Origin of the sequence: Streptomyces stoeckheimensis, from assembly GCF_045822005.1 — a bacterium.
Classification (GTDB): domain Bacteria; phylum Actinomycetota; class Actinomycetes; order Streptomycetales; family Streptomycetaceae; genus Streptomyces; species Streptomyces stoeckheimensis.
The window spans coordinates 214596-233203 of record NZ_CP169550.1 but is presented as its reverse complement, the minus strand read 5'-3'; the positions used below and the strand labels follow the sequence as shown (position 1 = coordinate 233203).

General features: G+C 71.8%; 19 protein-coding genes. 8 read left to right on the top strand and 11 right to left on the bottom strand.

Annotated features, from left to right (window positions below):
* Positions 1 to 27: 27 nt before the first annotated feature.
* Positions 28 to 456: a PPOX class F420-dependent oxidoreductase gene (locus ACE1OC_RS01045; RefSeq protein ID WP_407841450.1), complete on the top strand. Its 429-nt coding sequence runs from the start codon at positions 28 to 30 to the stop codon at positions 454 to 456.
* A 25-nt stretch (positions 457 to 481) separates the two neighbouring features.
* Here the strand turns inward: ACE1OC_RS01045 and ACE1OC_RS01040 are convergent, their stop codons facing one another.
* The 3 genes from ACE1OC_RS01040 to ACE1OC_RS01030 are packed head-to-tail and all read right to left on the bottom strand — an operon-like array spanning position 482 to position 2686.
* Positions 482 to 1600, bottom strand: coding sequence for an FAD-dependent oxidoreductase (locus ACE1OC_RS01040; RefSeq protein ID WP_407835322.1), 1119 nt, complete (start codon positions 1598 to 1600; stop codon positions 482 to 484).
* Positions 1558 to 2253, bottom strand: a complete 696-nt coding sequence (locus tag ACE1OC_RS01035) for a hypothetical protein (protein WP_407835321.1) — start codon at positions 2251 to 2253, stop codon at positions 1558 to 1560. Before ACE1OC_RS01035 ends, ACE1OC_RS01040 begins: the two co-directional genes overlap by 43 nt.
* Positions 2254 to 2296: 43 nt before the next feature.
* Entirely contained in the window at positions 2297 to 2686 is a 390-nt protein-coding gene (locus tag ACE1OC_RS01030) for a hypothetical protein (RefSeq protein WP_407835320.1), read from the bottom strand.
* Positions 2687 to 2861: 175 nt separating this feature from the next.
* On the opposite strand from ACE1OC_RS01030, the gene ACE1OC_RS01025 reads away from it, so the two are divergent.
* Both ACE1OC_RS01025 and ACE1OC_RS01020 read left to right on the top strand, forming a co-directional pair.
* Complete coding sequence (locus ACE1OC_RS01025; RefSeq protein WP_407835319.1) at positions 2862 to 3398, top strand: hypothetical protein; 537 nt, start codon at positions 2862 to 2864, stop codon at positions 3396 to 3398.
* Positions 3399 to 3552: 154 nt separating this feature from the next.
* Complete coding sequence (locus ACE1OC_RS01020; protein ID WP_407835318.1) at positions 3553 to 3945, top strand: YciI family protein; 393 nt, start codon at positions 3553 to 3555, stop codon at positions 3943 to 3945.
* A 9-nt stretch (positions 3946 to 3954) separates the two neighbouring features.
* Here the strand turns inward: ACE1OC_RS01020 and ACE1OC_RS01015 are convergent, their stop codons facing one another.
* Entirely contained in the window at positions 3955 to 4893 is a 939-nt protein-coding gene (locus ACE1OC_RS01015; RefSeq protein ID WP_407835317.1) for an alpha/beta fold hydrolase, read from the bottom strand.
* 124 nt (positions 4894 to 5017) lie between these two features.
* On the bottom strand, positions 5018 to 6058 hold the full coding sequence (locus ACE1OC_RS01010) for a vWA domain-containing protein (protein ID WP_407835316.1): 1041 nt from the start codon (positions 6056 to 6058) through the stop codon (positions 5018 to 5020).
* A 258-nt stretch (positions 6059 to 6316) separates the two neighbouring features.
* Here ACE1OC_RS01010 and ACE1OC_RS01005 point away from each other — a divergent pair, with 258 nt between their 5' ends.
* Positions 6317 to 6559, top strand: coding sequence for a hypothetical protein (locus tag ACE1OC_RS01005; protein ID WP_274551343.1), 243 nt, complete (start codon positions 6317 to 6319; stop codon positions 6557 to 6559).
* Between the two features lie 69 nt (positions 6560 to 6628).
* Here ACE1OC_RS01005 and ACE1OC_RS01000 read toward each other — a convergent pair whose 3' ends face one another.
* Together ACE1OC_RS01000 and ACE1OC_RS00995 are read right to left on the bottom strand one after the other, a co-directional pair.
* Complete coding sequence (locus ACE1OC_RS01000) at positions 6629 to 8008, bottom strand: MFS transporter (RefSeq protein ID WP_407835315.1); 1380 nt, start codon at positions 8006 to 8008, stop codon at positions 6629 to 6631.
* Between the two features lie 109 nt (positions 8009 to 8117).
* Complete coding sequence (locus tag ACE1OC_RS00995) at positions 8118 to 9101, bottom strand: hypothetical protein (protein ID WP_407835314.1); 984 nt, start codon at positions 9099 to 9101, stop codon at positions 8118 to 8120.
* 389 nt (positions 9102 to 9490) lie between these two features.
* Here ACE1OC_RS00995 and ACE1OC_RS00990 point away from each other — a divergent pair, with 389 nt between their 5' ends.
* Entirely contained in the window at positions 9491 to 10474 is a 984-nt protein-coding gene (locus ACE1OC_RS00990; RefSeq protein WP_407835313.1) for a terpene synthase family protein, read from the top strand.
* 4 nt (positions 10475 to 10478) lie between these two features.
* Here the strand turns inward: ACE1OC_RS00990 and ACE1OC_RS00985 are convergent, their stop codons facing one another.
* Together ACE1OC_RS00985 and ACE1OC_RS00980 are read right to left on the bottom strand one after the other, a co-directional pair.
* Entirely contained in the window at positions 10479 to 11090 is a 612-nt protein-coding gene (locus ACE1OC_RS00985; protein WP_407835312.1) for a GOLPH3/VPS74 family protein, read from the bottom strand.
* Positions 11091 to 11201: 111 nt separating this feature from the next.
* On the bottom strand, positions 11202 to 12230 hold the full coding sequence (locus ACE1OC_RS00980) for a saccharopine dehydrogenase family protein (protein WP_407835311.1): 1029 nt from the start codon (positions 12228 to 12230) through the stop codon (positions 11202 to 11204).
* Positions 12231 to 12372: 142 nt separating this feature from the next.
* Here ACE1OC_RS00980 and ACE1OC_RS00975 point away from each other — a divergent pair, with 142 nt between their 5' ends.
* A complete protein-coding gene (locus tag ACE1OC_RS00975; protein WP_407835310.1) occupies positions 12373 to 13335 on the top strand; it encodes a helix-turn-helix domain-containing protein in 963 nt (320 codons plus the stop codon).
* 84 nt (positions 13336 to 13419) lie between these two features.
* Positions 13420 to 15069, top strand: a complete 1650-nt coding sequence (locus tag ACE1OC_RS00970; RefSeq protein ID WP_407835309.1) for a glycoside hydrolase family 13 protein — start codon at positions 13420 to 13422, stop codon at positions 15067 to 15069.
* A gap of 29 nt (positions 15070 to 15098) precedes the next feature.
* Here ACE1OC_RS00970 and ACE1OC_RS00965 read toward each other — a convergent pair whose 3' ends face one another.
* Both ACE1OC_RS00965 and ACE1OC_RS00960 read right to left on the bottom strand, forming a co-directional pair.
* On the bottom strand, positions 15099 to 16484 hold the full coding sequence (locus ACE1OC_RS00965) for an MFS transporter (RefSeq protein WP_407835308.1): 1386 nt from the start codon (positions 16482 to 16484) through the stop codon (positions 15099 to 15101).
* A gap of 277 nt (positions 16485 to 16761) precedes the next feature.
* Complete coding sequence (locus tag ACE1OC_RS00960; protein WP_407835307.1) at positions 16762 to 17400, bottom strand: TetR/AcrR family transcriptional regulator; 639 nt, start codon at positions 17398 to 17400, stop codon at positions 16762 to 16764.
* Between the two features lie 99 nt (positions 17401 to 17499).
* Between ACE1OC_RS00960 and ACE1OC_RS00955 the strand changes: the two genes are divergently transcribed.
* The gene (locus ACE1OC_RS00955; RefSeq protein ID WP_407835306.1) at positions 17500 to 18561 is read left to right on the top strand and encodes an oxygenase MpaB family protein; all 1062 of its coding nucleotides are present in this window, start codon (positions 17500 to 17502) and stop codon (positions 18559 to 18561) included.
* Positions 18562 to 18608: the final 47 nt, after the last annotated feature.

The following is an 18608-nucleotide window of genomic DNA, read 5'->3' as shown; positions in this document are numbered from 1 at the left end:
GCCCTCGCAGATGTTCGGCTCAGGTAGCTGGCCAAGGAATACCGGGCACAGGGGGACGCAGCGTCAGAGCTGTTCACTGCGGAGACGCGCAAGCTGTTGGACGGGAGGAACTTCGCCACCGTCGCGACGCTGAACCGGGACGGCGGGCCGCAGACTTCGGTGGTCTGGATCCTCCGGGAGGGGGAGACGGTGCTGTTCTCCACGACGGCCGGGCGCCAGAAGGCGCGGAATCTCTTACGGGATCCACGGATCAGCCTCACGGTCTTCGACTCCGAGGACCCGTACCGGTCCGTGGACATCCGCGGTACTGCCGAACTGATCGACGACCCGGAGAAGTCGCTGCCGCGCACGCTCTCGCAGAAGTACCTGGGCGAGGACCCGCCGGCCGAACCGGAGGAGGTGCTCCGGGTGGTCGTCCGGGTGACCCCGCAGAAGGTCACGGGCTTCTCCGTGTGAGGCGTACGGACGCCCGGCCGCCGCCTCAGTGGTCTTCGGTCGTGGCGAAGTCCGGGAGCTCGGTGGACAGCAGCTCCTCGGCGCCGTTGTCGAGGAGCTGCTGCATCTCCTGTGAACGGGGCAGCATGGTCGCCTCGTAGGCGCGGACGGCGTCGCCGACGGTGTCGTTGTCCACCAGGGCGAGAGCGAGCTGGCAGGCGTCCAGCATGGCGAGGTCGACGCCGACGCCGAGCGGGGGCATGAGGTGGGCGGCGTCGCCCAGCAGGGTGACCGCGGGGTGCTGGTCCCAGACGTGCGGGACGGGCAGGGCGTGGATGGGGCGGTCGACGTAGAGCCCGTCGTTGTCGGTGAGCAGCCGGCGCAGGCGGGGTGACCAGTGGCGGTAGCGCTCCAGGAGCAGGGCGCGGATGCCCTCGGTGTCCTGGACGGTGAGGCCGCCCGCGGTGATCCAGTCGGCGGGCAGCCGCTGGATGACGTACGCGCGGATGTGACCGCCGCTGCTGCGCTGCGCGAACAGGCCCCGGTCGCCGTCGGCCGCGGCGGCGCTTCCCCGGCCGACGAGGTCGGCGATGTCGGCGTGCCGGTCGTCGACGTCGTGGAACCAAGCTTCGAGGAAGCTGACGCCGCTGTACCGGGGGGTGGACGGCGAGAGGGCGCGGCGGACCCTGGACCAGGCGCCGTCGGCGCCGATGACGAGGTCCGCCTCGATGGTGGTGCCGTCGGCGAAGTGCAGCTGCCGCGGGCCCTCCACGGGGCCGTCGAGGGACCGGAGCGTGTGCCCCCATCGGACGGTGCCGGGCTTCAACGAGCCCAGGAGGAGGTCGCGCAGGTGGCCGCGGTCGATCTCGGGCTTGAAGCGTTCGCCCTCGTCAGGGGTGTGCTGGAAGAGGAGTGTCCCGGCCGGATCCAGCTGACGCATTTCCTGCCCCTCGGGCCGGGACAGCCGGAAGAACTCCTCCAGCAGTCCGGCTTCGCGCAGGGCGATCTGGCCGTTGTCCTTATGGAGGTCGAGGGTGCCGCCCTGGTCGCGGGCCCCCGGCCCGGTCTCGTGGTCGTAGACGCTGGGGAAGATGCCGTGCCGCTGGAGGATGCGGGCGCAGGTCAGCCCGCCGGGCCGGCGGCCCGTTGAGGACGGCTCCTGCAAAGGTCAGGCCGCCCGAAATCCGGGCGCCCCTCAGCCGTGCGGTCCCGTTCGCGACGAACCCGTCGGGAGAAATCGAGCGTCGAGGCCACGGCGTTGTCCAGGGCGAGCGCCACCCCGCGCTGCCCGGGGCGTTCCAGTAGTGCGCCCCGCATGTGCAGTCCGCCCGGCAGTTGTGCCCCCATGAGACGCACTTCACCGTGCGCGACGAAACCGTCCAAGCAGTAGACGCCGCCCTCCGTGACCAGTCCGCCGGCGGACACCGCCCATTCGCCGGGTGCGGTGATCTCGGCCCCGCTGAGGTTCACGGCGCCACTCACATGGGCGTTGATGAGCGACAAGGCGGTGACCCTGCGGTGGAAGGGCGAGGCAGAGCCACCTCCCAGGCGAGAGCGCCGCAGGTCGAGGCGTCCCTCGATGCAGATCAAGCAGGCTTCCAAGCCCGGCACTCGGCTGTCCACGATCGCAATCGGCCGAGTCGACGCTCCGGAGAGGTCCACGCTCTGCTCGAACCAGCAGTCCTTCAGCCAGAGAGCATGAGCGATCTGGGCGCCGGCCAGGTTGAGGTGACCGGATATCCGCGCCCCGGCGAGCCGCAGGCACGCGACGGCGCCCGTCTGCGTGGTGTTCGCGCCTTGGAGGAGTGCCACGATCACGGCGGCCCGGACCGTCCGCCCGGGGCCCCTTCCGCGAGGCGTTCTAAGGGCGGGCATCCCAGCGGTGGAGCAGCGATCCGGTCCCACCGAATACGTCCATCAGGTAGCCCCGGGCCGTGGAGAGCTGCTCGAATCGCGTGAGGTAGGAGACGACGGAATCCCGCTGCTTCTCGAAGAGCGCGTTCTCCGTGGAGGTGTGCGTGGTCCGGAGGATCAGGAGCGGAACCCCCTCGGGGCCCGCTTCCTGCTGGATGGCGTACACGCTCTCGTCCCCACCCGCGCGCTGGTACCGCTCGGCCAGTGCCCGTGCGGTCGACGGCGCGGCCGTACTCGTCACGGTCGGTCCGGCCGACGGTACGGCGCCCTCCTGTTCCGTACAGGCCGTCAGGAGCAGCGCGCAGCCGCCGATCAGGGAGACCGTTCGTACCTGCATGACGCGCATCCGTATCCGCATACCGCTCCTCAAGTCGCCGACGATGAAGCCATATTGGCTCGAGAAGTGCATCTGGGTGTGACGGAGGGCCAAGCGGGCGGCCGCCGTCCTGTGGGCCGTCTACTGTGCGGACCAAGGCCGAGCCGTCCATCGTGGCGACCTGAGGAGGAGTCCTGTGGCATCGCAGTACGACCCCGAGCACGCTCCCGCGGGTGATGTGGGCGCAGCGCTGTTGATGATCGATTCCCGGCTCAAGGGCATTCACGACGGCAAGACCGGGAGGGACCCCGAACAGCAGGCGCTGATCGACCAGTACGCCTCGTCGCTCGGCCCCAGGGAAGCCGACGACCTGCTGGACGGGGCGTGCACGCTCATCTACATGTTCATGATCTGGCTGCGCAGGGCCCACGAGGAGCACGGCAAGGACGTCATCGAGTACGTCGTGCCGAACATCGTCGCCACGATGCGCATGATGCCCAGGAGCGTGCGCCCCGAGGCCATTCCCACCATGGCCGGACTCGTCATTGCCGCGGGCACCGGCCTGAGCCCCAACCTGTGGCGCAAGCAGTACGGGGACTGGACCGAGGCGGAGATGAATCCGCTCGAGGCCACGGCCTTCCTGCTCGCGGAGTACATCAACCGCATGACCGGCGACCCCGACTTCGCGACCCGCCTGATCACCGATGCCCTGGCCGACGCGGAAGAGGCCTGACGTGCGTCACTCGTCCCTCGCGCGAGCTGCCCTGGGGGCGATCACCGGGTTTCCGTGATGTGGTGCTGGGAGCACCGATGAGTTTTGCCGCGACCGGCTGTCTACCCCTGTGGAAGACCGAAACCCCAGCAGCCGCCCCGGAAGGGTGAGGAACATGAAGTACATGATCCAGATGAACGTGCCTGCCGCCGAGTGGGACGCCATCATGTCGTCGTACTCCGAGGACGACATGAAGGCCATGTTCGCCCACATGGGCGCCCTCAACGACGACATCACCGCCGCCGGGGAATGGGTGGACGGGCAGGGTCTCGGCGGCCCCTCGCTCGTCAAGACGGTACGGGCCGGAAGCGACGGGCGGCCGCAGGTGACCGACGGGCCGGCCTACGAGGGACAGATCCTGGCCGGGTACTGGCTGGTCGACGTCAAGAGCGAGGACCGGGCCCTGGAGATCGCCGCACGGGCGTCGGCCTGCCCCGGACCGGGAGGGACGCCGGGCAGCGACCCGGTCGAAGTGCACCCGATCCCCGGAGACCCGACCCAGGCCTGAGCCCCGGCGCTACGGCGAGGTCGAGGACGTTTCCGGCGGGGGCGACGCGCGGTCCGCGACGAGGCGGACCGCCGCGATCGTGAGGTCCGGGTCGTGGAGCTGGACGTAGTGGTCGCTACCGGTCGCCAGCAGGTGCGGGGTCTGCGGGCGCAAGGCCACCAGAGCCTGCTGCGCCGTGGGCCAGGCCTTCTCCAGCTTCGCCACCAGATCCTTGGACATCGTGGGCGGTACGGCGAAGGGCGCGGTCTTGCTGAGCACCGCGACGGGAACCGGGGGCAGCGGCCCGCCGCGGTCGATGGCGGTGACCCCGCCCTCGATGTCGACCTGCTCGAACTCCGGATCGGCGTCGAAGGGCGTACCGGGATGCCGCAGCGCTTCCACGTACGCTGCCCAGTCCGCCCCCATCGCGGGCTTCAGCGCCGGCCCCAGCGCGTCGACCAGGACGAGCCCGCGCGTCCGCTCCGGATGCTCCTGCGCGTAGCGCAGCGCGAGCATCCCGCCGAAGGAGTGCCCCACCAGCAGGTACGGACCGGGCACGCGCCCGGCGGTCAGCACCCGGTCCAGGTCCTGGACCATGGAGGCCACGGCCCGGGTGCCCCGTACGGGCGTGCTGCGGTCGGTGAGCTTCGGCGGCTGCGTGTAGCGGATGGTCCCCGGTCGGTCGTAGGTGCACACCCGGGTGAACGCCGCGACACCCGGCAGCACCGCCGGGGCCTTCGGCACGGGTGGTGAGGTGTCGGTCAGGGTCCACGAGTCGGAGGCCTCGTGCAGCCCGGCGACCAGCACCACGGTCGGGCTCCCCGAGCCCGCGCAGCGGAGGTACAGGCTCCGCCCGCCGCCGATGTCCACCCGCTGCTCGGTGTCATCGCCGCCGGGCGGCGGCGCGGCGGCCACCAGCAGGAGGGCGGCCACCACGGCCACCGCCGCACCTGGCACGCGCCATCGCATACCCCCAGCCTCCTCCGCCCCCTTTCACCCCGCCATCCGGGCCCCGGCGCCCGGTGCCCGGCTTTCGGGCCGGACACCGGGGCGACGACCCGGGCGTGGCGGAGGGGTCAGACCGGCGGAGGGGTCAGACCATCAGCAGCAGACGGGTGTTCGATACGAGCTTCCGGTTGACGCTGGTGCTCTGGACGAAGATCGTGAACTCGTCGTTGTGGTCCGGCTTGACCCGCGCCTCCACGGCCGGCAGTCCGAGCAGCGCCCGGGCCTCCGGGCCCGTGTACACCCGGTCCGTCTTCTTCTCCAGCACCGCGATCTGCTTCTTCGCCTGGATCTTCTCGGGCTTGCTCAGCTGGTAGAACGCTCCACCGGTGCGGTAGGTGTGCCCGGATTCGACGACCCATTCCCGGATCGCCGCGTCGCGGGCCACCGGGATCAGCGCGTACGCGGAGGGATCCGCCGGAGTGAGGCCGGCTGCCTTGATGGTGTCCTTGTTGACCACCTCCGCGCCCGTGGAGAACACGGCCCGCGATCCCCGGATGCCCTTCGCCCGGCCCACCATGAACTTCTCGGTGGCGTCCTTGATGACCTGCCCGGCCTCCTCCAGACCCTGCGTGCTCGTGGCGTCCCAGATGGCGATGTTCTCCTTGGGGAACCCGCACTGCATGGCCTCGCGCTTGCCCATCTGGTCCGGTACGAGGACGGCCAGCGTCCAGTTGTCCTCCTGCGTCTCGATCATCTCGGCCACGGCCTTCACCAGGTCGCGCGGATTCCGGGCAGGGGCGTCGGGGCAGCGGTGGCTGGCGTTCTCCTGCCCGTCGGTCAGCACGAACGTCAGGAAGCTGTGGTCGCCGTACAGCTGAGCCGTCTGCGCCAGCTCGCGCTGCGACTTCAGCGAGGCGGCGAGCAGCGCCGTCATCCCACCGGTCCGGTACAGCTGCTTCAGCGACGGCATCCGGAGCACGTCCTTGTCGTAGACGACGCACTCCACCTTGTCCGCGAAGACGTACACCGTGACGCGGGTCTCCTGGTCCAGTTCACCCGACCGGCGGGCCAGGTACGCGATCTGCTGGTCGGCGACCTCGACGACCTTGCGGCTCAGGTGGGACATGGACGAACTGGCGTCCAACACAAGAGCGACGTGGTTGATGTAGTTCTGGTTTCCGGACATGGAAGCTCCCCCTCGTTTCCGACTGGATGCTCCTACCGTCTCACCCGCCACTGACAATCGATCATGGCTCCGATCCCCGACGAAGGGTCCGAGTCCGGACCCGAACAAGGCCGCACCAAGGGCCATGTGACGTGTCGAAACGTTTCGCCCGTGGCGTTCGAGTGAACGGTCGTTCCTGTCGGCTCCGCCGGGCGTTGAATCGGCTGACGCATCCGCCCATGGGAGCGTCACCAGATCCTTGAGTTCTTAGGGGAACCAATGCGTATTCGCTCTGCCGTCACCGCCTCCGTCCTCGCTGCCGGCATCCTGCTGGGCGGCGCCGGCGCGGCCCTGGCCAACGACGGTGTCGACATCGACTACTTCTCGGGCGGTCACAAGGCCTTCTCGTCCAACTGCTCTTCCGCGGCCGCCATCCCGGCGCCCTTCGGCCCCGCCTACACCTCCACCTGTGCGAAGGACGGCGAGGCGGAGTGGGTCAAGGGTGCCCACCTCGGCGCCTAGCAGGACCATCCGGCCCGAGCCGGAGCGCGGGGGCGGTCGGACGGTGACGTCCGCCGCCCCCGCGGCGTGTCACCGGCTACGGCCCTGCGCGGCGACCCGATGGCGTACGCCCAGGACGAGCACCGCCGTGGCGAGGACGGCCGCACCCCCCAGCCGCAGGATCACGTCGTAGGCCTCCTCGGGCGAGCGCTGCGGCGTCATCGCCGAGATCCCCGCGGCCGTCCCGGCCAGCGCGATCGCACCTCCGGTGACCAGGAAGGTCAGGAGCACCCCCGATGCCTCCCCGGCCCTGGCCGGAGCGACGAGCTGCTGCGTCGCCACGCTGGCGTAGGTCCAGCCCAGCCCGAGGCCCAGGCCGCACCACGCGAACACCGGTACGTACAGCCACCAGGCGCCGACCTGGGTCAGCGCGTACATCCCCGTGCCCGCGCCGATCCCGGCCAGTGCCATCACCGTCGTCGGCCGCATGTGCCGACCCAGCCGCGCCCCCAGCGGCCCGCTGAGCGCCACGAGCAGGGCCGGGGCCAGGAAGACCGTGCCGGCCAGGAGCGGTGAGAGCCCCCGTACGCCCTGGAGGTAGAGGGTGGCGAGGAAGACGGTGACTCCGTAACCCATGTTCGTGAGCGTGCCCATCCCGGTGACCAGGACGTACGGGACGTCGCGGAAGAGCCCCAGATCGACCAGCGGGTGCCGGGCCAGCCGCTCCCGTACCAGGAACAGCCCGCCGCTCACCACCGTCACCGCGAAGCCGAGGAAGACCCGGGTACTGCTCCACCCCCAGGCATCCCCGCGCTCCACGGTCAGGGTGAGGGCGGCCAGCGCACCGACGATCAGGGCGCAGCCGAGCACGTCGAGCTCGCGCGGCGCCGCCGCATCGCGCGAGTCCGGTACGTACACGAGGGCGGTGATCAGCGAGAGCAGGCTCAGCGGCGCCATCAGCCAGAAGATCCAGCGCCAGCCGGGCCCCTCGGTGAACCCGCCGCCCACGAAGGGGCCGATGGCGGTGCCGATGTTGGCGACGCCGAACACGCCGCCCAAGGCCTTGGCACGGGACTCCTCGGGAAAGGTGTTGGTGATCACCGACACGGCCACCGGGAAGACGAACGCCGCGCCCACCCCCTGGGCGATCCGGGCCCCGACCAGCGGGCCGAGGCCGGGAGCCAGGGCGCAGCCCACGGTTCCCGCGGTGAACAGGGCGGTTCCCGCCAGCAGCGTGCCCCGCCGGCCGAAGACGTCGCCCACCCGGCCTCCGATGATGAAGAAGCAGCCGATGGCGAGCATGTACGCGGACAAGGTCCACTGCGCCGCCGACACGGTGACGCCGAGCTCCGCCGCGATGCCGGGGATGGCGAGGTTGAGCGCGAAGAAGTCGAGCTGGATGCAGAACAGGGCGACGGCGACCGCGATGAAGGCTCCTTTCCGCGCCGCCGTGGATGCTTCTGCGCGCATGAGGAGCGTTCCTCCCTGAAATCTGAAATCTGAAATCTGCGGTCTGCGGTCCGCCCTCCGCCGTCTGGCCGACGGGCCGAGGGGCCGTGGGGACGGCGGACATCCGCCGTCAGCGGGGTGCCACGGCTCCGGAGTCCGGGGACTGCTGGAGCATTGACGCGTCGACCGCCTCGAAGTCCGACCCCTTGAAGCCCTTGAGCGCGCCCAGCTGGTCATTGTCCCAGCCGGGGTTCTCCTCGCCGGTGAGGTACCAGGCCGACCCGTTGTCGGCGACGATGGCCCCGTACTTCTTGAGCGCCTCGGCGACGGCCAGGGCCTGCGGGCCCAGGCCCGAGGTGTCCACCGAGCTCTTGAGCCGCAGCCGCAGTCCCATGGGCGGCAGCGAGTCGTCCGCCGCGGCACCCGCCTGGTGCCGTGCCGGCCAGACGTAGCTCTGGTCCGTGCGGGGCACGGTCATCCGGATCGCGTGGTCGACCAGCCCGCCCGCGGCCTCGTCGTAGCGGACGAGCCCGGGCAGGATGGCGAGGCCGGCGGCATCGGCAGAGGTCCAGTCGGCGGGCCGCAGTTCGTTGCTCCGCAGGTCGAAAACCGCGCCCGAGCCGGCGTGCCAGGCGTTGTCGCCCTGCTGTGTCGCGTTCCAGAGCTCGTAGGACTTGCACAGGGCCCGGTCCCAGACGACGACGTGACGGTCCCCGGTGCTCGCCGGACCGTTCTCGATCCCGGCGTTCTGGGGGATCCGGTACCCGGACGTGTCGCTCTCCTCGGCGATGTCCAGCGTGACCTTCGATTCCGGCACCGTCGTGTCCGAGACGGTGATCGGGATGCCGAAGGGCTGACCGTCGACGAGCCCCGCCCCGAAGTCCGGGTGCAGGGGCTCCGCGGCGCCGATCGAGGCGACGTACCGGGCCGAGTCCGGGTGCACGGGAAGCGTGTCCACGGCAGCGTGCCAGAAGCTGTCCGGCGGAGCCGTCCGGCAGGAACCGTCCTGCGGACCGGCGGCAACCAGGCAGGTGGCGGCAACGGCGGAGACGACGATGGCGACCACGGGCGTCCGACGCCTCGGGCGGATTGCGGCTCCGTGTTTCGTTGCCATGGCCTCACCTCGCAGTGGACCGTTCCAGCGTAGGCACGTTCCGGCCCCGGTGCTCTGCCGCCCGCTCCGGGACCCCGTGTGCGGAGCTCCCGGGCGGGCGGGCGGCAGGCGGGGCGCGGGCGGCGCGTGTCGCGCTCCTGGCGCCCCACGCGTGCTCCCGGTTGCCCGTTGTGGCCCAGAAAACGTTCTGCGTTCAATGAGATGGGCCGCGACCGAGCGCCCACTCCGCGAGACACCGCCACCCGGGAGCACGACGCATGCCAGGAACGCGGACGCACGAAGCCGACCACACCGACGGCCGTGGCCGGCACGCCCCGCCGGAACGCCTGCCCCGTCCGAAGGCCCTTTGCCCGGGCGGGACCGATCTCGACGCACGCTCAGTGGAGTTCATGAACCGGTTCGGCCTGGGCGGGGGGCCGGAGCGCAGCGCGCGGATGACCGCGGGGCTGAACCGGATCGCGGTGAGGATCGCCCCCTACGCCGACCCGTTCGCGGCCCAGTTGCTCAGCGACCTCGCCGTGTGGGTGTTCGCCTTCGACGACCACTGCGACGAGGACTTCCCGGGCCTCACCCCGACGGAGATGCTCACGATGGTCGCGCGCCTCCAGCGGACGATCGAGGCCCCCGGGATTCCCCTCGGCGAAGATCCCTTCTGCCTGGCCCTGCGCGACATCCGGCTCCGCGTGGAGGCGCTCGCGACCCCGGTACAGGTCAGGAGATGGGTCGACGCGATGCGCGGCTACTTCCTCGCCGAGGCCGGCACGGGCGCTGCCCCGACGGCGCCGGGAAGTCCGCAGGACGTGAGCGACTACCTGCTCACCCGCCTGCACTCGGGAGCGGCCCTGGCCGTTCCCGTGCTCCTGGACGCGATCGGGGCCGCGCTGCCCGCACCGCTGTGGGAGGACGCGCGGATCCGCGCGCTGACCGAGATGGCGGCGGGCATCGTCGTGGTCGACACCGACATCCACTCCTTCGCGAAGGAGAGCCAACGCGGCAGCCGCAGCGGCAACTTGATCGCCCTCCTGGACGGCCCGCACAGACCCGGACCCGGGCAGGGCCTACAAGCCGCCTCCGCACTGCGGGACTTGATCGCCCGCCGGTTCCTGCACCTGGGGGAGCAGACCGCGAAGGCCTCGGCGGACCCGCGGATCCAGCGGTATCTGGACGTGCTCACCCAGTACGTCTGCGGCGTACGGGACTGGTGCGCGGCGACCTCCCGCTACCACCCCGGGCAACCGGACGGCGACCACCACCAGCCCCGAGGAGCCGGAGCCGCGTACGGCCCACCGGACGACACCCCCCTCACACCCCCGCCGATCGCATCGATCGCGTGGTGGTGGGCCGTCGACGGCGCCCCGCCGGCGTCTCCCTGAGTCCTCAACCGCCGCTGCCGCGCCAGATGTTGTCGAAGGCGGCGTTCTCGATGGCCCGGCGTTGCCGTACGCCCGCCAGCTCCACCAATGCGTCGTTGACGGCGGCCAGGACCGTCGCGACGGCGTCGTCCGCCACGTCCGGAGCGTCTGCGCCCCGGTCGCCGCCGCCCTCGAGCGCCTCCGCCAGGAGCACGAGCACGGGTTCCTTCGACCGCCACCGCTCCTCGGCCTGCCGTCGGGCAGCCGAGTCGGCAGGCACCAGATCGCCGGCCCGGAGGGAGAACCCGCGGCGGCGTTGGCGTACGAGCTGCCCCTCCTCCTCGAGCACGGCCTGATAGCTTGCGGACAGCCCGAGCCCCCTGCGCCACAGCCAGTCGGCGACGGACTCGTAGGGCTCCTCGCGGACCAGCGACGCCGCTGCCGCGTCCAACAGGGGGTCACCCAGCGCCGCCCGCTCGCCGGGCACGATGCGATCGCCGTCCAGCCCGATGGCCCGAGCGGCGAGGAGGTCGACCGCCTCGGCCCCCGCGAGCGCGAGCGACAGGTCACCCTGTTCGACGGCCCGGCCGGACTCCGGGGCCATGGCAATGATCAAAAAGTCCCGCGGTGTGGTCATCAAGGGTTCCTCTCAACCGTGCAGGCAGGGCGCCGACCCATTGTCGATCACCTTGACCGTCCGTGGGCGGCCCCGACCCCGTCCGTTCGCAAGACGTCACATTCTCCTCCCCTACGGGAGCAGCTCCAGGGTGATGTGCGGGGCCAGCGCGCGCAGGAAGTCGGGCGCGTCGAAGATCTCGCCCGCGGAGGCGACGCCGACCGTGCGGGTCCGGCCGGTCAGGACGCGATCCAGGGCCTCCACGACGAGGGGGGCCGTGACGGCGTAGATGTCCTGCCCGCGGGCGACGGCGCGGCGTTCGGCGCCGCCCGAGCGGACGACCGCGTCGACGAGGAAGGTCTGCTCGGACCGTCCGCTCTCGTCGGTCGCCGTCGGGGCCGGCGTGCCGGGGGCCGCGATGTCGCGGACCGCCTCGACCGTCATGTAGGTGGTCACGTCCGGGATCGACAGGTGGCTGGGCACGGTCACGACGTCGGCCATCGTGAACTCCCCGATCACCTGCCGGGCACCCATCGGCTCGGGGAACCGCCATTCGAGGGTCGGTGCGGCGTCGGTGCGGTACTCCCACTGCCCGCCCGCGTACCGCATGCGCCGCTCACCGCGCCGCTCCCGCGAGACCGCGCCCGACAGCCGGGTCCCGGCGGTGGGGTGCCAGCTGCTCAGGGCGTACGCGATGTGCGCCTCCTCGGCCTCGGTCCAGTCGTCCATCGCCGCGGTGGCCAGCAGGTCGCCCAGGCCGCCGAAGAAGGCCATCGCCGGCACGATCACCGCACCGGCCTCCCGCGCCCGGTCGGCGAAGTGCGCGAAGGTGTCGATGTTGGCCTCGAGCTCTGCGGCCACGTCCAGGTACGGGATCCCGGCCCGCAGGGCCGCCTCGATCACGGGACCCGTCGTCGAGGCGAAGGGCCCCGCGGCGTTGATCACGGCCGCCGTGCCGGCCAGCGCGCGGTCCAGCGCGTCAGGGTCGCCCACCGTCGCCGGCCGGGCCTCCAGACCGGTCTCGTACGCCAGCGCCTTCAGCTTCTCGCCGTCGCGGCCCGAGAGCACCGGCACGAACCCGCGCTCCACCAGCTCCGCCACCACGAACCGCCCGGTGTGCCCGTAGGCCCCGAACACCGCCACCGTCCGGCCTGATCCCATGGTCCCGCTCCCCGTCGTTCGCCCGTACCCGGATGACCGCCGCACGCCCTCGAGGCCCGCCGCGCTCTGTCGTGAACATCCTGTCGCGGAGCTCCGCCCGGAGACCACTGTCCGGAACGACACGACCCGTACACTTCCGGACATGACCACCGTCGCGCTGGCCGTCACCAACGGCATGCTGCACTTCGAGCTCTCCCTGGCCTGCGAGGTCTTCGGCTCCGACCTGACCCACCTCGTGGACCCCTGGTACGAGTTCTCGCTCTGCGGACCGGCCGCCGTACGGATCGACCGCTTCAGCCTGGAACCCGACCACGGACTCGACCACCTCGCGCGAGCGGACACCGTGATCGTCCCCGGCTGGGCCGACGTCGACCGGGACCCGCCGGCCGAGCTGATCGACGCGGTGCGCGCGGCCCACCGAGCCGGCGCGCGCGTGGCCTCCCTGTGCACGGGCGCCTTCGTCCTGGCCGCCGCCGGCCTGCTGGACGGCAAGCGCGCGACCACGCACTGGGCGCACACCGACGAACTGGCCCGGCGGCACCCCCTCGTCACCGTGGACCCCGACGTCCTCTACGTGGACAACGGCAGCGTGCTGACCTCCGCCGGCAAGGCCGCCGCCATGGACCTGTGCCTGCACCTGGTGCGCCTCGACCACGGCTCAGCCGTCGCCAACAAGATCGCCCGCCGCCTGGTCGTGGCGCCGCACCGCGACGGCGGCCAGTCCCAGTTCGTCACCACCCCCGTGCCCGCCCCCGGCAACCACCCGCTCGCCGACCTCTTCCCCTGGGCGCTGCAACGCCTCGACGAGCCGCTCACCGTGGAAGATCTGGCGCGCCGGGCCCGGATGAGCTCACGTCACCTGGGCCGCCACTTCAAATCGGTGACCGGGACCACCCCGTTGCAGTGGCTGCTCACCCAGCGCATCCGCCGCGCGCAGGAACTTCTGGAAACCACCGGCGACACCGTCGACGTCATCGCGACGGCCACCGGCATGGGCACCGCCACCACCTTGCGCCGCCACTTCGCCCGCACGGTGGGCGTTCCGCCGGACGCCTACCGTCGTACGTTCCGCGCCCGGACCGCCCCGACCCCCGTGACGGCGTGAGCCCGGCGCCCGAGCCCCGATTGCGATCATGAGTTTTCCGGCACACCCGTTGACGTCGTAGAAAGCGCTCTCTAGATTCGCCGCATGCAGACCCCCGAGGCCCGTCCCGAGGCCTTCCCCGCGGCCTCCGAACCCCCTTCCCCGGCACCCTCCGACTGGTGGCGGAGTGCAGCGATCTACCAGATCTATCCGCGCAGTTTCGCGGACGGCAACGGCGACGGGATCGGTGACCTGGCCGGGATCCGTGCGCGCCTTCCGTACCTGCGGCGGCTCGGCGTGGACGCGGTGTGGATCAGCCCGTGGTACCCGTCCCCGATGGCCGACGGCGGGTACGACATCGCCGACTACCGGGACATCGACCCGGTGTTCGGCACCCTGGCGGAGGCCGAGGCGCTGCTGTCCGAGGCGCACGACGCGGGCATCCGGGTCATCGTCGACATCGTTCCCAACCACTGCTCCGACCGACACCCCTGGTTCCGCGCGGCCGTCGAGGCCGGCCCCGGCTCGCCCGAACGCGCGCGCTTCTGGTTCCGCCCCGGTCGCGGCGAGCACGGCGAACTGCCGCCCAACAACTGGCAGTCCGCCTTCGGCGGCCCCGGCTGGCGGCGGGTGACCGAGGCCGACGGCACGCCCGGCGAGTGGTACCTGCACCGGTTCGCTCCCGAACAGCCCGACTTCAACTGGGAAAACCCCGAGGTCCGCGCGGAGTTCGAGTCGATCCTGCGGTTCTGGCTCGACCGGGGCGTGGACGGCTTCCGCATCGACGTCGCCGACAACCTCGTCAAGGACCCGGAACTACCCGACCACGAGGGCGGGCCCGTCCCCTGGGCAGACCAGGACGGCGTCCACGACATCTACCGCGCCTGGCACAAGGTCCTCGACTCCTACGCCCACGAACCGGTCTTCGTGGGCGAGGTGTGGACCTCCGACCCGGAGCGCTTCGCCCGGTACCTGCGCCCCGACGAACTGCACACGGCGTTCAACTTCCCCTTCCTCCAGAGCCCCTGGGACGCGACCGCGCTGCGCACGGTCATTGATTCCACGCGCGCCGAGCACGCCCCGGTCGGCGCCGCCGCCACCTGGGTCCTCTCGAACCACGACACCACCCGCCACGTCACCCGATACGGCCGCCCCGACACCTCGTACGCCCTCGACGGCCGCCGCGTGCACGGCGTCCCCGCCGACCTCGGCCTCGGGCGGCGCCGGGCCCGGGCCGCGGCCCTGCTGACGATGGCCCTGCCCGGCTGCGTCTACGTCTACCAGGGCGACGAGCTGGGCCTCGAGGAGATCGAGGACATCCCGCCGGAGCTCCGCCAGGACCCGGCGTTCTTCCAGAGCGGAGGGGAGGACCTCGGCCGGGACGGCTGCCGGGTACCGCTCCCGTGGGGAGACGAGGCACCGGACGCGCGGAGCTGGCTGCCGCGGCCGGCCGAGTGGGCCGCGCGGAGCGTGCGCGTGCAGAGCGCGGACCCGGACTCGATGCTCGGCTTCTACCGCCGGGCGCTGGCGCTGCGGTCCGCCCAACCGGCCCTGCTCGACGGTGGATTCACCTGGCTGCCCGCCCGGCCGGGCCTACTCGCCTTCGCCCGCACCGCGGCGGGGTCCTCCGTACGCTGCCTGGTGAACCTCGCCGACGGCCCGGTCCCGCTGCCGGAGCACACCGAAGTCCTGATCGCGAGCGGCCTCGTGGAGAACGGCGCCCTGCCCCGGGACACCGCGGTCTGGCTGCGCTGAAGGAGCGGCCGTGCCGGCCCGTTGCGCCGTTACGGGGACGGCGGGCCGGGCCGCCCGTCCGCGTTCCGGTGTCCGCCCGTACGGGCCGCCCTGCGCGGCAGGGTGACGGCCGCCAGCGGCAGGGCGAAGACCAGGACGCAGCTCGCGACCATGAAGGACGCCGAGGTCGCGGCGACGGTGACGACGCCGGCCTCGTCGGCGGAGTTCTCGTTGACCGCCAGCGCCACGGCCCCCGCCGCCGCGAGCCCGACCGCTCCGCCCAGTTGCCGGATGCTCTGGCGCAGGACTGAGGCGTCCCCCCGCTTGTCCGGGGGAACCACGCGCATGAGTTCGGCGCTCAGGGCGGGAACCGGCAGGCCCATCCCGAACCCCGCGAGGAGCATCGCCGGGACCTGCCACGGGTACGCGAGCGACGGCAGGACGGCCGTCCAGGCCGCCGCGCCGACGGTGGCCGCCGCCAGGCCGAGCAGGACGGGCACCCGGACCGAGCGGTAGCGGTCCAGCAGGTACCCGGAGAGGAAGGTTCCCGCCGCGGAGGCCGCGACCAGGGGCAGCAGGGCGGTCCCGGTGGCGAGGAGCGAGAAGCCCATGCTCCGGCGCAGGTACACCGTGCCGTGCACCAGCACGATCAGCTGGGGTCCCTGCACCAGGAAGGTGAGCGCCGCGGCCGCGGCGTACGGGCGGATGCCCAGGAGCCGCAGGTCGAGAAGGGGCCGGGGGGACCTCAGGATGAGCCGCACCGCCACGAGCATCGCCCCGGCTCCGATCGTGAGTGCGGTGAGCGTCCTGACGTCGGTGAAGCCCCAGACACCGCACTGGTAGAGCCCGAGGATGAGCACCACCAGGGAGAAGATCACCACGAGGGGCTGCACCACGGACAGCGAGCCGCCCCCCGCCCGGTTGCTCAGCCGTGCCCGCGAGATCATCCACAGGCACGCGGCGCCGACGGGCAGGTTGACGAGGAAGACCGAGCGCCAGCCGAAGAGTTGCGTGAGGACCGCGCCCACGATCGGTCCCAGGACGAGGAAGAGCTGTGCCAGACCGGCGTAGACGGCCAGGGCCCTGCCCCGGGACCGTTCCTCGTACACGTCCGCGATCACGGATGTGGTCACCGGCATCATCAGCGCGCCGCCGACGCCCTGCACGGCCCTGACCGCGACCAGGTACGGCTCGGCGGCGTCCCCCGGCGGGGCGAGCGCACAGAGCCCCGACGCGATGGCGAAGAGGGCGGCGCCGGCCCGGAAGGTGGTCAGTCGGCCGATCCTGCGGGCCAGCATGCCTCCGACCGGTACGAACGCGGCCAGCGCGAGGACGTAGACGAGCACCACGCCGTGCATCATGAAGGTGGTGAGCCCGAGGCTGCGCGCCATCGGATCGAGGGCGACAGCGACGACGGTCTGGTCCAGACCGACCATCCCCGCGGCGCACCCCACGGCCGCGACGACGTAGCGCCTGCGGGGCGGAGGCGGGCCTTCGGGCGAAAGCCGCAGTTGCGGAGTCGACTCCTGCTCCCGACGGGTCGAGCACCCCCGGCACACGGGGTGGGGCGGGTTGCGGGCCTGGTCCCGGGGCGGTCGGCGGATCGCGCGGCCAGGTTCCCGCGCCTGCCCAGTATGGGACGGATGCGGCCGATCCGGCGTGGACCGGGGCACCGGGCGTGGCGGCCGGCCCGATACCGGGCCGGTCCGCTACCTAGGGCCAGATGCCGCCGAGCAGGAGCCGCAGCTGGCCGGCGAGCCGGGTGGCGTCGATCGCTGCGGCGGAGGTCAGCGCGAGGCGCGCGAAGTGTTCCGCGGAGGCGACCAGCGCGTGGGCGAGGACCTCGGGGTCCGGTGCGGGCCCTGCCGTGGCCGGCGCGGACTCGATCCATGCGGCGACCCGGCGCCGGAACCGCTCCCGGTCGGCTTCGATGCGTGCGTGGACGGCCGGGGGAGTGGTCGCCGGAGTCAGCAGGATCAGGCGCCAGGTGTCCGGGTCCTCCCGCAGCATGGCCGCCATCCGGTGCACCGCCTCGCAGGCGAAGTCGACCGGGTCGCGGGTGCGGAGGGCGTCGGGAACGCTCGCGAGCAGGCGGGTGAACGCGCGCTCCTGCTGCCGGTCGAGGAGGGTGAGCAGCAGGTCGTCGAGGTCCTCGAAGGCCCCGTAGACCACGGAGCGGGCGACCTGCGCCCGCTTGGCGATCGCGTCGATCGACACCCGGCCGTAGCCGTCGCTCACGATCACGGCGAGGGCGGCGTCGAGCAGTTGCTCGCGGCGTTCGGCGATCGGGACGCGCGGAGCGTAGGGGCGCCGCCTGCGCGGCCTGTCGGTGGGAGACGTCGGTGTCGACACCTTGGCATCTTACGACAGTCGTGTCTTAATTTAAGACAGTCCTGTCTTATTGGGGGAGCGGTACGCACCCGCTGCCAAGAACACAGAGGGAGCGGCCTGATGGCCCGACTGAACGGCAAAGAGGTCGAACCGCACGCGGACTACGGGTTCTTCGGTCCCGGATCGGTGGTCTGGAAGGTGTGGAGCTATCCGACGGCGCCCACGGTGGGCTTCCAGCGCTCCGTGGTCGTGGAGGAGCTCGACCCGCCGCTGGTGGCCGCGGTCCACGGCACCCAGGGCATCTACGAGCGCACCCGCACCCGCTACGACCGCACGCTGCGCTACTTCGCCATGGTGGCCTTCGCCGGCTCGGACCAGGTGTGCAAGGCGGCGGACGTCCTGGTCAAGGTCCACTCGAAGGCCATCGGCCACCTGCCCTATGGAGAGGGCACCTACGACGCCAACGACCCCGCCTCGCAGCTGTGGATACAGCTCACCGGCTGGCACTCGATCCTCTACGCCTACGAGAAGTACGGGCCCGGCAAGCTCACCGCCGAGGAGGAGAAGGAGTACTGGGAGTCCTGCGCCCTCGCCGCGGAGTTCCAGACCTGCTCGCCCGACGACGTCCCGCGCGACCGGGCGGGCATCCGGGCGTACTTCGAGCGCATGCGCCCGCAGCTGGAGGCCAGCCCGATCGCCCGGCAGGCCATGAACCACCTCCTCGACACCGGCCTCGTCCTCCCGCCGACCGCGTGGTGGATGAAGCCCGCCCGGACGGTCGTGGCGCGGACGCACCGGATCGCCACCATCGCCACCATGCCGCGCTGGATGCGGGAGATGGCGCAGATCCGGCAGTCGCGCCTCCTGGACGTGCTCGTCGTCCCGGTCATGCGGATCTCCTTCGCGCTCGCCCACCTCAGCCCCCGGGTCGAACTGTTCCTGCTGGGGATGCTCTCCCCCTCCACGGTCACGGTGGTCGCGCCCGTCAAGCTCGGCGTTCCTCCCCGCACCAAGGAGGTCCTCACCCCCGAACAGGCCCGCACCCGGCACGGCTACGCGAAGCCCGCCGAGGCGCACGCCGAGTTCAGGGCGCGCCAGGCGGTACGGGTCTTCGGCGACGGGAAGCCCCCGAGCGACCAGGGACTCATCGAATCCCAGGAGGTGCTCGGCCCGCTGGCCTGACGCGCCGGCCCCGCCGTGCCCCCGCCTCCACGGGCGCACGGGGGAGA

Coding starts and splice junctions, on each gene's coding strand:
- ACE1OC_RS01015 (WP_407835317.1), bottom strand. CDS start 4,893: ATGCGATGGCGCGTGCCAGGTGCGGCGGTGGCCGTGGTGGCCGCCCTC.
- ACE1OC_RS00990 (WP_407835313.1), top strand. CDS start 9,491: ATGAACCGGTTCGGCCTGGGCGGGGGGCCGGAGCGCAGCGCGCGGATG.
- ACE1OC_RS01010 (WP_407835316.1), bottom strand. CDS start 6,058: ATGTCCGGAAACCAGAACTACATCAACCACGTCGCTCTTGTGTTGGAC.
- ACE1OC_RS00995 (WP_407835314.1), bottom strand. CDS start 9,101: ATGGCAACGAAACACGGAGCCGCAATCCGCCCGAGGCGTCGGACGCCC.
- ACE1OC_RS01030 (WP_407835320.1), bottom strand. CDS start 2,686: ATGCAGGTACGAACGGTCTCCCTGATCGGCGGCTGCGCGCTGCTCCTG.
- ACE1OC_RS00985 (WP_407835312.1), bottom strand. CDS start 11,090: ATGACCACACCGCGGGACTTTTTGATCATTGCCATGGCCCCGGAGTCC.
- ACE1OC_RS00970 (WP_407835309.1), top strand. CDS start 13,420: ATGCAGACCCCCGAGGCCCGTCCCGAGGCCTTCCCCGCGGCCTCCGAA.
- ACE1OC_RS00965 (WP_407835308.1), bottom strand. CDS start 16,484: ATGGTCGGTCTGGACCAGACCGTCGTCGCTGTCGCCCTCGATCCGATG.
- ACE1OC_RS01000 (WP_407835315.1), bottom strand. CDS start 8,008: ATGCGCGCAGAAGCATCCACGGCGGCGCGGAAAGGAGCCTTCATCGCG.
- ACE1OC_RS01005 (WP_274551343.1), top strand. CDS start 6,317: ATGCGTATTCGCTCTGCCGTCACCGCCTCCGTCCTCGCTGCCGGCATC.
- ACE1OC_RS01020 (WP_407835318.1), top strand. CDS start 3,553: ATGAAGTACATGATCCAGATGAACGTGCCTGCCGCCGAGTGGGACGCC.
- ACE1OC_RS00955 (WP_407835306.1), top strand. CDS start 17,500: ATGGCCCGACTGAACGGCAAAGAGGTCGAACCGCACGCGGACTACGGG.
- ACE1OC_RS00975 (WP_407835310.1), top strand. CDS start 12,373: ATGACCACCGTCGCGCTGGCCGTCACCAACGGCATGCTGCACTTCGAG.
- ACE1OC_RS00980 (WP_407835311.1), bottom strand. CDS start 12,230: ATGGGATCAGGCCGGACGGTGGCGGTGTTCGGGGCCTACGGGCACACC.